This window comes from Rhodococcus sp. IC4_135 (assembly GCF_011602025.1).
GTDB classification, from domain to species: domain Bacteria; phylum Actinomycetota; class Actinomycetes; order Mycobacteriales; family Mycobacteriaceae; genus Rhodococcus_F; species Rhodococcus_F baikonurensis.
This window is the reverse complement of the sequence record NZ_JAAOLG010000016.1, coordinates 70,911-84,268: the sequence shown is the minus strand read 5'-3', so window position 1 is coordinate 84,268 and position 13,358 is coordinate 70,911. Positions and strand designations below refer to the sequence as shown.

General features: G+C 60.4%; 11 protein-coding genes and 1 tRNA gene. 5 read left to right on the top strand and 7 right to left on the bottom strand.

Going from position 1 to position 13,358, the window contains the following annotated elements:
• Positions 1–59: 59 nt before the first annotated feature.
• From G8767_RS24185 to G8767_RS24175, 3 genes are all read right to left on the bottom strand, one after another.
• Positions 60–1,532 (bottom strand): MFS transporter, encoded by a 1,473-nt coding sequence (locus G8767_RS24185; protein ID WP_124567395.1) that lies wholly within the window; start codon positions 1,530–1,532, stop codon positions 60–62.
• A gap of 279 nt (positions 1,533–1,811) precedes the next feature.
• On the bottom strand, positions 1,812–3,089 hold the full coding sequence (locus G8767_RS24180) for a wax ester/triacylglycerol synthase domain-containing protein (protein WP_166812249.1): 1,278 nt from the start codon (positions 3,087–3,089) through the stop codon (positions 1,812–1,814).
• A gap of 46 nt (positions 3,090–3,135) precedes the next feature.
• Positions 3,136–4,800: a hypothetical protein gene (locus tag G8767_RS24175; RefSeq protein WP_346843032.1), complete on the bottom strand. Its 1,665-nt coding sequence runs from the start codon at positions 4,798–4,800 to the stop codon at positions 3,136–3,138.
• Between the two features lie 475 nt (positions 4,801–5,275).
• Here G8767_RS24175 and G8767_RS24170 point away from each other — a divergent pair, with 475 nt between their 5' ends.
• Positions 5,276–5,767: an FBP domain-containing protein gene (locus G8767_RS24170; protein ID WP_166812247.1), complete on the top strand. Its 492-nt coding sequence runs from the start codon at positions 5,276–5,278 to the stop codon at positions 5,765–5,767.
• Positions 5,768–5,907: 140 nt separating this feature from the next.
• On the opposite strand, the gene G8767_RS24165 is transcribed toward G8767_RS24170, so the two are convergent.
• From G8767_RS24165 to G8767_RS24150, 4 genes are all read right to left on the bottom strand, one after another.
• Complete coding sequence (locus G8767_RS24165; protein ID WP_029254675.1) at positions 5,908–6,648, bottom strand: hypothetical protein; 741 nt, start codon at positions 6,646–6,648, stop codon at positions 5,908–5,910.
• Positions 6,645–7,580, bottom strand: a complete 936-nt coding sequence (locus G8767_RS24160) for an ABC transporter ATP-binding protein (RefSeq protein WP_166812245.1) — start codon at positions 7,578–7,580, stop codon at positions 6,645–6,647. Before G8767_RS24160 ends, G8767_RS24165 begins: the two co-directional genes overlap by 4 nt.
• On the bottom strand, positions 7,577–7,939 hold the full coding sequence (locus G8767_RS24155; protein WP_019747490.1) for a GntR family transcriptional regulator: 363 nt from the start codon (positions 7,937–7,939) through the stop codon (positions 7,577–7,579). The genes G8767_RS24160 and G8767_RS24155 overlap by 4 nt, the downstream gene beginning before the upstream one ends.
• A gap of 2,305 nt (positions 7,940–10,244) precedes the next feature.
• Positions 10,245–10,318 (bottom strand) — tRNA-Gly (locus tag G8767_RS24150).
• Between the two features lie 306 nt (positions 10,319–10,624).
• On the opposite strand from G8767_RS24150, the gene dcd reads away from it, so the two are divergent.
• The 4 genes from dcd (at position 10,625) to G8767_RS35910 (ending at position 13,356) form a co-directional block, all read left to right on the top strand.
• Positions 10,625–11,194 (top strand): dCTP deaminase, encoded by a 570-nt coding sequence (gene dcd, locus G8767_RS24145; protein WP_019747488.1) that lies wholly within the window; start codon positions 10,625–10,627, stop codon positions 11,192–11,194.
• Positions 11,195–11,219: 25 nt separating this feature from the next.
• Positions 11,220–11,504, top strand: a complete 285-nt coding sequence (locus G8767_RS24140) for a hypothetical protein (RefSeq protein WP_019747487.1) — start codon at positions 11,220–11,222, stop codon at positions 11,502–11,504.
• A 91-nt stretch (positions 11,505–11,595) separates the two neighbouring features.
• Positions 11,596–11,802: a hypothetical protein gene (locus tag G8767_RS24135; protein WP_019747486.1), complete on the top strand. Its 207-nt coding sequence runs from the start codon at positions 11,596–11,598 to the stop codon at positions 11,800–11,802.
• Positions 11,803–11,832: 30 nt separating this feature from the next.
• Complete coding sequence (locus G8767_RS35910) at positions 11,833–13,356, top strand: hypothetical protein (protein ID WP_346843031.1); 1,524 nt, start codon at positions 11,833–11,835, stop codon at positions 13,354–13,356.
• Positions 13,357–13,358 lie beyond the last annotated feature (2 nt).

The window sequence follows — 13,358 nt, the reverse complement described above, 5'->3', positions numbered from 1 at the left end:
GAAGCCGCTTTCTCGTTCGAAGCGGGAGGAATCGAGGCAAAGACTCCTCCCGCACAACGTCAGGATGATTCTCGGACCGGAATGTCGACCAATTGCTCAATCGGTTCGGGTCGATACGCTTTACCGCCTAACTTGCTGAGGAAGGGGGCCAAGACAAAAATCAGAACACCCACTCCGATGCACACGGTCCAGATAGTGACGAACGCACTCTCAGTTGGTAGTTTCGACCCGCTGATCAGCATGCCGGACATAATTGCGGTAAAGGCGGCTCCGGCGACTGCACCCGCAACCGTTCGCGATGTGTTGTACAGAGCACCCGCTATCGCGGAATCCTCCGGGCGTGCGCGCGAAATTACCAGAGCGGGAAGGAGTGCGACGAACAAACCGATTCCGGTACCGCCGACCAATCCCATTGCAATGAAGCCAGACAGAGTGTCTCGAAATACGATCAATCCAGCAAACCATGTGGAAATCAGAATCGCCGACATCTGCAGTGTCGTTCGGGTGCCGAATCTTTGCGCAACGCTGTCGGCGAGTGACGACGCAATCATGACGGCGATGGGTACTGGAGTGATTGCAAGGGCAATGCCCATCGAATCGAGACCGAACCCGTACCCGGCGACTTCGGGTTTGGAAGCGAAATACAGTGCTGAGACAGTGGCAGCTCCGTAGAATTGCAAGCCGAACAGGCTGGTCAATCCCAACAGGAATCCCACGCCACCCTTGGTCAACAAGGTCAAGTCGACCAGCGGGGTGCTGATTTTCTTTTCGAGCGCGACGAAAGCAACAAGCAACGCCAAGCCGCCACCGATTGCCATGAGCGTTGTTGTGGAAGTCCACCCCAATTTGCTTCCGTTGCCGATCCCGACAAGGAAGATCGCGAGGCCGATGCCAAGAAGTGCTGCACCTGTCCAGTCGATGGAACCAGTTGCACGGGTGGATGTTTCGGGAACGAACAGTGCAATAGTGGCAAGGCTTGCCAGTGCGAGCGCAGCGGGCACGAAGAGGACCAGAGTCAGGCTTGCGTTGGTTCCGAGTAGTCCGACCAAAAGGGTTCCTGCGGCTCCTCCGGCGCCAAGGCACCCCACGAGAATTCCGATCGCGCGTCCGGAACCGGCACCGGCTCGTTCTCGGAGAATTGCAAGCTCGAGTGGAAGTAGTGCGCCCAGTGTTCCTTGGATGACCCTGCCCAACAAGAAGATTCCGAAGGACGGAGCTACAGCTGTCAGGATCGTTCCGAGGGCTACGGAGCCGAGCACAACCATTACCATGCGACGATGACCGTATTTGTCACCCAGTTTGGCCAGTAATGGGACGCAGATGACGGTCGAAAGTAGGTATGCCGCCAAGACCCAGTTGAGTTGTGCGGGGTTGACGTCGAGCCTCTGTCCGATTTTCGGTATGAGTGGTATGTACCACGACTGCAACATTCCGCTGGTGACTTCGGAAAATGCGAGGAAGCCAACGGCGGCGAGCCCTCCGGCCTGGCGCGGAGAAATCACAGAACTCGACTGGACGTTCGGTTCGGTCACTGGATCCCCTCGGCGGAGTATTCACTGTGGGTTCGGTTGTTGCGCATCAGTTCTCGGTTCCTTGTCTTCGGGAGATTCGGAGTCGACCGAATTAGAGACGACTATCGTCCGCTGAACAGTATTGAGTGTCTTACTGATGTGTCAAGGCTCACAAAATTACTACTGGGTGGTAGCTATATCGGGTGCTTGAACTCCTGCACTCGGCGGGTGTGGTCGAGTGTGCGAACCCGCGATGAGCGGCGTGTGGTCCGACATCAAGACATCACCTGCGGGGCACAGTCAGATTGCAGTGCTTGCTATTTCGTCGAGAGCTCGCTTGACGGCGTGCGCGATCTTGGAAGCTGGAGGCAGATGCTCTGCATCCGCCTGGATTCCGATCCAGAAGTATTCGTTGTAGGACGCCGCTGTGAAACCGACTCGAACATTGCCGGCCAACGGGCCAAGCGGCCAGAGTTCGACGAGCGCTGCCCCGGCGAGCGCGAGCGGGCCGTGCGGGCCGTGAACATTGGAAATCACTGCACCGATCATGTGCTGGCGCTTCGCGAATTTGTCGAAGAGACCGGCCATGCGCGGTGATCGAAACGTTGTTCCCGCTGCGCGGGCAGACGGTTTTGCGGCAGCGGTTTGCTTCGCGACGAGCGCGACTGCGCGGTCTGGCGGCGTTTCTCGAAGTGGGAGGTCGACAATCATGAACCCGACGGCATTGCGAGCATTCCCGATCGCCGCGACGGCGACGGGGACCGATACGGCGATCGTTTTCGGAATGGGCTCGCCACGCTCTTCGAGGATGAATCGCAGTCCGGCGCCCGCTGCAACGAGGTAGGCATCATTCAATGTGCCTCCCGCTCTTCGCGCACCGCGCTCGACCGGAACCGTCCGGGTGCTGGCGGATGCGATGGATCTCGTGGTGCCGATGGAGCCGAGCAGTACCCGCGATCGGATCGGCCGGTGTAGGAACGTCCCTATGCGAAATCGGAGGAGGTCCGAGAAACTGGCCCTTTGCGGGATGTGTGACTCGGGGGAGTGGCGGGTGTTCGCCGCCGATGGCGCGCCCGAGTCGGGTTCTTTCTGATCAGGCGAGGCGAACAAGCGCTCGAAAAGGTCGGTGGCCCTGGCGCCGTCGAGAACTGCATGATGCACTCGGATGACGATGCCGCACTGACCCGGTCGAGCTGCAGGAACTAATGAGATGTGCCATAGGGGCCGGGTGGGGTCGAGGGACTGCATCACGAGTCGAGCGCAGATCGCTTCGAAGTCGGGTTCGGTAGGCCCTCGTTCGACAATCGAGACATGGAGGTCGACCTCGATGTTGCTTTCCGTCCACCACCACGACCCGTTCCGCATTATCGGTTGTTGCCGCAGAAGCGACTCCTGTGCAATGTGCGGGGCGAGTGTGCGGTGAAGGCGAGCTGGATCAGGCCGACCGTCTCGATCGACGAAGCCGCCAGGAGAGAGTAGCCCGGCAATTGTGACCAGGTACGGCTGTACGTGCACACCGAGCTGAAAGCTCGCCGCGTCGACGGGCGATATCGGCACGTCGCGTGTGGTTTCCGCCATCTACAGAGCGTAATGGACGAACGGGCCTGGGCGACGCGGGTTTCAGCTAGCGGATCACCAAGTCGTGGTCGGTGGCGCTGAGGGTGATTGCCGCAATGTGGTTGCCGTGCATCCAGTCCCGCACGAACGTATCCAAGGCCGGATTGGATGCCCGATCTGCGTACGCGGTCGCCGGGATCTCGATTGCCCCGACGAGGTGGCGCGGATTGCTGTCGAGGCCGGACTCTCGGGGAGACATCCTCAACCCGTCGGCGGTGTGCAGGACGACTGGTAGCGCCGTGCCATCAGGTGCAGTCACGGTCGCGGTCCGGGTAGTGGCGGCCGGGTCGAAGTGGTCCACCTTCAGCTGGTATCCCGACGGCTGGGCGTGCTGGCCGATCGCGTCGAGCAGGCGCGGATCCACGACAGAGTACGGAAACCCGATGTCGATCAATGTTTGGCCGTCGATGGCGCCATTGCGAGCGGGCAGGGATGCGGCCAAGTGCCAGGGGGCGGCGGGGGCGAGAGTGTCTGCCGAGCGGTCTGCCGGCGTGTTCTCGATCGATGTGCCGAGGATGGGAGCGCCTGTCGGTGTGAACTCCCAGACGCCACCGACGAGATCCTTGTGCCAGAAGCCGGATTCAGCGTCGCGGCGGCCCTCGACGCGCAATTCCCGCCGGTTCGGGCCGGGACCGAGTGAGTGCACACTGATCGCGGATGTGACTTCACCCGGAATCTTGGGCTGGTGCACCCAGTCCGGCGCCGGAAGTTGGATCGCGGCGGTGTTGCGGTCGAGGGTTTCTGCAACGAGGTTGGGTGCGGTGGGCTTGCCCGACTGGTCTTCCCAGCTGTATCGGAAGAAGATCGAGTCGGATCCCGAAGAGTCGAAATCAAATGTGCGGGTGTACATGTCGCCGTACTTGTTCATCACGAAGGTGGTCGATCCAGCCGCCGACAGCGAGTCGGCCCGGAACCGACCACCAAGCGGGCCGCCGATCTCGTAGCTGTCGTCGTTTGGCAGCCACGGGTCCGCATAGGTGATCCGGCTACCGTCCCCGGTCAAGGTGGGGATCATCGTCATCTTGGCCAGTCCGACGTAGTGGATTCGTCCCGCGACGTCGGTGAAGGTTCGGTTGTCCCACGGCGACGAGACGCTCAGCGCCCACCCGTTCGGCCGGTCGCCTGGGAGTTGTCTGCCTGGGCCACTCCACAGAGGTGCACCCCACGCTGAGGTCCAGTTCCACACCAGCGGATCCTGCGACGCGTTGTCCATCGTGTAGATCCAGCCGTTGTCGTCGACTGCGACCAGTTCGTCGTCGTCCAGCGATATCCCGACCAGTCGTCCACGCAGGCACTCGGGCATCGGCACGAAATGCCAGGCTTCCGTGGTCGGTACGCCAGGCTCCCGCGGACGGGCGAGCAGGTCGTGGTCGACGAGCGCGAAGTCCCAGAAGCGATTGAATTGAGTTATCGGCGTGCGAATCTCGACGGAGGTAGGGGCCGTCGAACCGGTGAACGTCGGTAGGTGCGCCAGCCCGACTCGGCCACCGCCGGAGGGCACACCTGGCGGCAGTTGGGCGGTTCCGAATGGTACGCAACTTGCCGGCCCGGATTCGGCGGGTGCTGCCGCGGCCAGGGGAGTGGACCACAGTAAACCGGCAGAGAGGAGGATGCCGACGCTCAGCAGTCGCGATCGGTGCGGATGCGAAACTCCACTGTCGGTGTCGTTCACGGTCCGATTGTCGCATGATCGGCACGTTGAATCGGCAGAATGTGAGGATTGTCCATCTGTGTCGGTTGCAGCGCAGAGTCCCGACTGCTGTGTTGCGGGATTTCGGTGACTATTGGAGAGATTGTCCTGCAAGTGCTTTCGCAGTAGTCGGTAGACCGCTCCGCGACCAGGCAGGAATACCGATAGCAGGCGAACCACGTGTCTTATCCGAAGTCTCACGAATTCCTCCTGTCCAGTGCGCTATTCGTCTCTTCCAGCACCCCGCCCTTGCAGGTGTGACGCTAAATAGAGTGGCCCGTGACGCAGGCTTGTGGCTACCATCGCGGTGTGGACACGGTGAAGCCCTATGGGTGTGAGGGGGTTGTCGGCGTCGCTTACGCCGACAGCAGATAGCGCATTCGGACCCGACAGCACTTGGTGCTGATCGGGCCATGAGCTGTACCCACCTTCACCGAGCCACGATTGGTAAACACCCATGATCATTTTGACCGATACATCTATCCGTTCCAGCCTCGTCAACGCGAGCCGCAAGGAGAAGTCCGATCTCACCCTGCCGGACGGCTTCGACGCCATCGACTTCGACGTTCTCGACTATCTGGGCTGGCGAGATCCCAAAATGGGCCGACGCGCCTACGCGATTGTCCCGACACTCGACGGGGAGACCATCGGAGTTTTGCTCGTTCAAGCGGAGGCCACTCCGCGGTCGCGCGCCCAGTGCTCCTGGTGCCGTGACACGCGCCTTCCCAACGAGGTCGTCTTCTACGGCGCCAAGTTGGCCGGGCCCGCTGGTCGCCGCGGCAGCACAGTCGGAACACTGATCTGCCGAGACTTCCAATGCTCAGCCAATGTTCGTAACGACCCCCCGCTCCCGTATGCCGGCTACGACGCCTCCGCTGCGCGCCAGCACCGGAAAGATGAACTGGTGCTGCGTTCTTCGAGTTTTGTCGAGCGGGTGGCTCGGCAGTAGAACGGACCCGGGGACGCGATAGACCTGTTACGAAGTTCGGCCCCTCCCTAGGCTAGGGAGGGGCCGAACTACCTGGGCGGTGTCGATCCGAGGGGCACTCGGAGACCGTGCGACATCTGGCGTCGCACATGATTACTCGGTCAGGGCGTTGCTCGACGTAACGTGACCCAGGCTCCGGCTATGCAGGCGATGGCCAGGGCCAATGGAAGTAGTGCCATCGGCACCACTCGGGAAGTATCGGCAAACCACGAACCGATCGCCGGCCACCAGCTGGCCCAGGTGATTACGATCGCTGACAGGCCGAGCACACCGAAGAGGCCGGTGAGGGAGGCGAGCAAACCGGTGGTCCTCCACCGCTGGTAGATCGCACCTGTCAGCATTGCGATCGAACTGGTCAGCAGCAGTGTCGCGAACAGTGCGAGCAACTGAACGGCTGCGCTGTCGGTGAAATAGCGTGCGATGCCGAACATGCGCATGTGCACACCCCAGCCGTTGGTGGCGGACTCCACCACTGACAGCAGTTGTAGCGCGATTGCGAAGATTGCGGACTGTGCCAACGCCATTATCGTGGTGGCAGTGAAGAACTCGCGGCGAGTCACGCTCAGCCCGAGCGCGAACGGGAACGTCTGGGTCATCGACTGGAGGTAGAACGCCAGCACGAAACCGTAAACGGAGAACACACTGCCGGTGAATCCCTCACCCTCATCGTTCCGGACTATCGCGTAGATGGTGAAGCTGATGAGGAAAGAGATCAAAAGGATGCCCACCGGCCAGGCGATCAGCAACGGCCACGCGACCGTGTGCAGTTGGAGGACGGAACCGATCCTGGACCGGGTGGGCGCCTTCGGGACCGTCCGGGGCGCTGTCGTTGCGATGCTCATGCGGTGATCTCCTTACGCTGCGTCGAAGTCGCGATGACAAGTTCCTGCAAAGATGCCGGTTCCACTTGGACTCCAGCCTCCCGCAGTCGGATTCGCTCGGTCTCGGTCACATCGGCCTGCAACATGATTCGGCTGTGGGCGCCTAGTGTCTCCCGGCGCAGGACCCTGCCGGACGCGGCAACGGCATCCACCGCATCAATGGGGCCGGATACCACTACGGCGCGACCTCGCAGTGCGTCCGCGTTCTCGTCGACGACAATCCGGCCGCTGTCTACGACGATCACGTGCTCGAGCAGACTGGCTACCTCGTCGATAAGGTGAGTCGAAAGCACTACAGTGCGAGGATGTTCGGCGTAGTCGGCAAGCAGTCGATCGTAGAACAGTTGGCGTGCAACGGCATCGAGGCCGAGATACGGCTCGTCGAAGAGCGTGAGCGGTGCACGGGAGGCAAGTCCGATGATCACTCCCAACGCTGACCGCATGCCGCGCGAGAGCTTCTTCACCTTGCGGCACAGTGGAAGTTGGAAATCGTCGAGCAGTGTCTCGGCGAACGCGTGGTCCCAATTCGGGAGCAGATGGCCGGCGGCGACGAGTACATGCTTGACCTTGAGGTCTTCGGGGTACGTCTGGCTTTCCTTGACGAAGCACACGTTCGCCAGGACGTCGGCATTTTCGAAAGGGGCAGCGCCGAATACCTCGACGTCGCCGCTGGTGTGCAGGTCCTGTCCGGTCAGTATCTGCATGATCGTGGTCTTGCCTGCGCCGTTACGGCCGAGCAGGCCGTAGATCTTGTTCTGGCTGATCTCGAACGAGACGTCCGAGAGCGCATCGACGTCCCCGTAGCTTCTGTTCACTGCTCGCATCGAGGCGACGAGTTCAGTTTCGTCGAAACGCCTGACGTGCGACTTGGTCGTTGTCGTGCTCGAGTTCATCGGTCCGCCTTCCTGTCGTCCAGCATGGATTTGAGTTCGTCGAGGGAAATCTGAAGGCGGTCGGCCTCCATGACCAGCGGCTCGATGTATTGGCGCGCGAACGCTTCTCGTCGTCTGAACCTGAGTGCATCGCGGGCGCCGACGGTGACGAACATTCCGATTCCCCGTTTCTTGTAGAGGAGCCCCTCGCCTACGAGTTGATTGAGGCCCTTGGCTGCCGTCGCCGGATTGATTCGGTGGAACGCCGCCAGTTCGTTGGTTGAGGGCACCTGTCCGTCTTCCGGCAGTGAGCCGTCGATGATCGAGCCTTCGATCTGCTCGGCGATCTGCTGGAACAGTGGTCGTCCGTCGTCGATCACGATGATCGATGCCCGGTGTTCACTGGTTCATTACTCATGTAATGAACCATAGAACGTCGTGGGGCATGTTGGCAATGAGATCGCGGAATCTGGCACCGATGACTTGGGTCTCCGAGCGCTACCCATCGGGAAATTCATCGCAGAGGCTGATGGAACAGCTTGGATGCAGACCAGCTACGACTTCCAGATCCCCGGGGCGCTGCGCACAGGCATTGAGCTTCTGCGGAACCGTGGAACCGCCGTTCTAGGTGGTCGACCACGGGACAGGGTTGACCGAAACACCCGTCAGCATCGGCAATTCGCCACCCAACGTGAACAGACGAAACCCGCGGCCTCGGCTTCGGGGCGTAACCCGCAGTCGTAGAACAGAAGCCGGACCGCACGCCGCGGTCGGGCTGTTTTTCGTCAACCCAAAGACGGAATCGCATCCACCGCAAGTAGGGACTTAGCGCCTCGTTTTGGTGTTTCTGTACTGATTCGCGATCCCGATACGTACGCTTCCGGCCAGGGAATCGGACACTCGACCAACAGGGGTATCAATGCCGAATGTGACAGTGAAGTTCGGGGGTTCAGACCCGGAAACAGCAGACCTCGCACGCCGGGCACTGCAACCAGTACTCGACAGCATCTACCGCACATACCGCAGGAAACCGCTCCCATTCGTCGAAGCCGCACTGAAACGCGCAGGCCGAGGGAGCTTCTCACAAGCAGGAATTGAGCGATTCGCCAATTACATTTCAAGAGGCGACCGACCGATTCTCACCAAATAGTGCGGCCGCCCGTGATCAGGCCGAAGACCGAAGCGCTTCCACCGGCTACCTGGTCGACGACTTGAAGTGGTCTGTGCCAACTAGGTTCTGTGCCAACTAGGTACAGGTCCATCGTGGTCAACCTCGGAGACAGCTCCCGCTCGCGTCCGAGATCGGTAGCTGCCTCACCGTGGCATGGGACCTGTCAAACACAATCTCCCCTTCCTGGACAGGTAGGGGAGATTGTGTTTGTGACCACCGCACGATCCACGCATCTGCTGATATGCAGGTTTCAGGCAGAGCTGAAACTGTCATTCACATGCGGTCGGCCGATCTTCCTACAAGTCGGGGGCGGTTAGTGGCCCTGCGCCTTCTAATGAGAAGGGGATCGTGGAACCGTTCGCCATCGCCACGATCACATTGACGATAGCAAAGAGAACGCTATTCATTTCAAATTCACCTCCTCTCTCCGTCGAGAGCCCGGCAGCATTCGCTACTGCATACAGGGCAGAGGCCCTGCTATCGAAATTGGGACCTGCAATGTAAGCGGGCGAGCCTGGACCGAATGAGGTGACGTCCTGATATCCGAGGCCATTCGAGGAGTTTTAGTCCACCAACCAAGGTCCACCAAAATTGCCTCCGCCTAAGTTGCCCGGTTTGGGAGTTGCGTGAGAAGCCGTAGCTCCGAACGTCATAACCAGGGAAGACGCTGCAATGCTTGCGAGTAATAAGGTTTCGACTCTGGACACCTACGGCCTTCTATCGAATTGGGGCCAACCTGCCGGTTTTTTAAGATCTTCGGGAAGGTAGCGCGACGCTAATGTGACAGTCCTCCAAACTGGGGTATTTCTTCGAGATTTATCCGGCTCTTCCGGATCCGGAGTGTATGAGTCGATCCACGGATGATCCGAGCAGGCACAAGATGTAGGTTGGTGAGGGTTTTTAATGTGCAGACCGATGGTCGTGCATTGGGACTTACGGTTAGGGCTGTCCGGTACTGAGGAAGAATACGTACTTGATGCTTTTCGAAGGTGATTTTTGACGGACTTGGGTATTTTCACAGTTGTGATTGTGAGAAGACCTGCATTCTTGCGTGAGTTGTGGTCCCCGGTGTCCGGGTGCGCTACGGCAGATCGGTTTTAAAAACTGATAAGCGCGCGGTGCCCGAGCAGAAACAGTTTCCAACCCCATCGGTTGGTAGTCGCGCTCGAATCACTGATGGACGGCAAACGAACCGAGGTACCGGCGACCATCGGCTTCGAGGTCGACAGCACTCTCCTGACAGTGCGCGCAATGGACACCGATTGAGGCCGGGGCACGACCAGTCGGACGGCATCGATGAACTGCAGAATTCCGAGATCCGGTCCTCTAGCACTTGGTGGCTCGTACCCGTTGAGTAGGGACGACGCTGTGGACGCGCTCGCGACTGTGGAGCGCACAGTGATTGCAATCAACGCTTGCGTCTGAAGCCCGCCGCGCGGCGTATTCGCGGCGTCAGCGTGAAAGCAAGAGGGCGTTTCCGTGAACGGAAACGCCCTCCACCTGCGTTGAATCTGTGGAGCCGATGACGGGAATCGAACCCGCGTATTCAGCTTGGGAAGCTGATGTTCTACCATTGAACTACATCGGCGTCGCAGCCGACCGGACGTGTTTTCACCGCCGATCAACGTGCTTTCCGAACATTATCAGACGAGCATTCGAGCAGACATATCACTGGCCGTCGTTGAAGAGAAGGCGCGTGTCGAAGTCGGCAAAATTGGTGGATGTTTCGTCTAAAAGTTTTGCGCGGGAACGCCTTTCGGGGTGGAGAACTCGAGACAGGTGGGGCTGGGCTCTGCCGTGGGAGTCCCGAACTCACCCATCGCGCTTCGTCACCGCAATGTGATCGCCCCCGGCGATGGGTCGGCACTGCTCGCAGAACCGGTAACCTCTACCTGTGCTGCTCTCCGATCGTGACATCCGTGCCGAAATCTCCGTTGGACGTCTGGGTATCGACCCTTTCGACGATTCCATGGTGCAACCGTCGAGCGTCGACGTGCGCCTCGACGGTCTTTTTCGGGTTTTCAACAACACGCGGTACACGCACATCGACCCGGCACTGCGCCAGGACGAGCTGACCAGCCTGGTCGAACCGGCAGAGGGCGAGCCGTTTGTACTGCATCCCGGCGAGTTCGTTCTCGGTTCGACTCTCGAAGTGTGCTCACTGCCGAACGACCTGGCCGGGCGCCTCGAAGGTAAGTCGAGCCTCGGGCGCTTGGGCCTTTTGACGCACTCCACCGCCGGCTTCATCGACCCGGGTTTCAGCGGCCACATCACACTGGAGCTGTCCAACGTCGCAAACCTGCCGATCACGCTGTGGCCGGGAATGAAGATCGGGCAACTCTGCCTGCTCAAGCTCTCGAGCGCTGCAGAGTTCCCCTACGGAAGCTCCGAGGCAGGATCCAAGTACCAGGGTCAGCGCGGCCCGACTCCGTCGAAGGCGTACCTGAACTTCAACCGCAGCTGAACGAACCAACTTCGGGGGGAGTCGCATGATCGGAATTTTCTACGGTCTGGTTTTCATGAACTTGTTGTTCGTGACCAGCACCGTGTGCTTGATGAAGCCGTCGAAGGCCAGTGTTGTTGCGACCGTCTGCGCAGGAGTGGCGTGGCTCTTCTTCAACGGCCCGCTGGAAGGTCAGGTCTTGTGGTCGTTGAATCGAGAACACGGTCTGACGGTCTCGGATCTGATGTCGCTTGTTGCCTTCGGCATCGCCGCTCGTGGTTGGAATCAGGTCCGTAAGGTCCGCGAAACTGTCGACGCCGATCGCTACTGACCTGCGAGCTCACCTCAATTGAACGCCACGATTCGGACAGAAGTTTCGACCTGGAGCACAACGGTCGGCGAATCGGGCACAATTACTGAGTATGTGGTGGATTGTCGGAGGCGTACTACTCGTATGGGTCGTGTGTTCCATTCCGATTGCCATCCTGGTCGGACGCGGTATCGCGCGCCGGGACCGCGCAGAATTCGACGGCCGAAATCAACAGTGGGCCGACGAGGTTGTCAGGTCCATAGAGAAGCAATCGGATCAGGACAATGCCGATCGGCGTAAGCCACCACTGATCAGCTGACCAGCTGGACTTTTCCGGAGGTGAGTGGGCGTGGAACTTCCATCCGATACTCCCGACGACGTCGTGGCCGCAGCCGCCGGGGGACCCAGGATTCCGCAGTTCGATCCCACCCTGGGTATTCCGGTTATTCCGCCCGGGGGCGATGCTCCCCACAGGTTGGTGGTCATCGGCGATTCGCTGTCGCAGGGATTTCAGAGCGGGGCGGTCTTCAATACCGAGCTGTCGTATCCGTCGATCATTGCTCACCAGTTGGGCTGGCTCGATCAGTTCCGCTTTCCCCGATACGGCGGCCCGGGCGGGCTCCCACTCAACATCGAACTGCTGCTCCGCACCCTCGAAGAGCGCTTCGGCCCACGGCTCGACCTCTGGGAGGTTCCGCTCGCACTCTTTGCTGCACGCGGGTTCATGGACCAGGTGGAGGACTACTGGGAACGCGGACCGGGCAGCGAAGCGCCGACGTTCTCGGCGATCAACCACAACCTTTCGGTCTACGGGTGGGATCTTCGTGATGCTCTGACCAAGACCGCGCAGGGGTGTGAAGCGGCCCTTCACCAACCACACGACGACCTGATCAGCCAGATCGTCGAGAACAACGGCGAGCGTGCCGCACTGAGAGTTCTGCCGCGAGGCTCCGAGGCAGAGAAGCGCATGACGGCGTTCGACGCAGCAGCGGAGCTGGGCAAGGAAGGCATCGAAACTCTGATCGTCTTCCTCGGTGCCAACAATGCGCTCCGCACCGTCACCGAACTTCGGGTCGAGTGGAGTGGCAACAACTTCCGCGACCCGGATGGTAAGCGCGATTACACGGTGTGGCAGCCGGAGCACTTCGCGTCGGAGTACGCCGAGGTGCTGGCTGCGATCCGCAAGATCAACGCCCAGCACGTCATTCTTTGCACGGTCCCGCATGTGACCATCGCGCCGATCGCCCACGGGCTCGGCGGCAAGATCGAAATCGGATCACGATATTTCCCGTATTACGCGCGACCATGGGTGCGCGACACCGACTTCGACCCTCAGCGCGATCAACACATCACCGGCGCGCAGGCGTGGGCCGTCGATACCGCAATCGACATGTACAACGACGGAATCGAGCAAGCCGTGGCGAATGCCCGTCGGGTGGGGAAGGACTGGTACCTCTGCGATATTGCCGGGTTGCTCGAGCGCGTGGCTTCACGGCGCTACGTCACCGATGTCAATGCGCGGCCGTCATGGTGGACGCCGTACCCCCTCCCCAAGGCACTGACCGATCTGCAACCCGTGCCGGACTCACTGTTCCTCTCCGCAGACGGTCGCGGTGGCCGCGCATCGGGCGGCCTCTTCTCGCTCGACGGCGTTCATCCCACGACAGTCGCGTGCGGGGTGATGGCGCACGAGCTGGCGAACATCATGGTCACAGCCGGGGTCCAGTTCGACCGAGCGCAGGTCGATTTCGACCGACTCGTCCGACGCGACACCTTGGTACGCACGCCGCCGCAGAATCTCGACTCCACTCTGGGCGTCATCGGCTGGGCCGACGAGCATCTCGGCTTTGCCAAACGCGTTTTCGGTCTGTGATT

Bases quoted from the DNA above. Each gene is read 5' to 3' on its own strand.
- G8767_RS24170 (WP_166812247.1), top strand. From the start codon at position 5,276: ATGATCATTTTGACCGATACATCTATCCGTTCCAGCCTCGTCAACGCG.
- G8767_RS24180 (WP_166812249.1), bottom strand. From the start codon at position 3,089: ATGGCGGAAACCACACGCGACGTGCCGATATCGCCCGTCGACGCGGCG.
- G8767_RS24140 (WP_019747487.1), top strand. From the start codon at position 11,220: ATGATCGGAATTTTCTACGGTCTGGTTTTCATGAACTTGTTGTTCGTG.
- G8767_RS24165 (WP_029254675.1), bottom strand. From the start codon at position 6,648: ATGAGCATCGCAACGACAGCGCCCCGGACGGTCCCGAAGGCGCCCACC.
- G8767_RS24135 (WP_019747486.1), top strand. From the start codon at position 11,596: ATGTGGTGGATTGTCGGAGGCGTACTACTCGTATGGGTCGTGTGTTCC.
- G8767_RS24160 (WP_166812245.1), bottom strand. From the start codon at position 7,580: ATGAACTCGAGCACGACAACGACCAAGTCGCACGTCAGGCGTTTCGAC.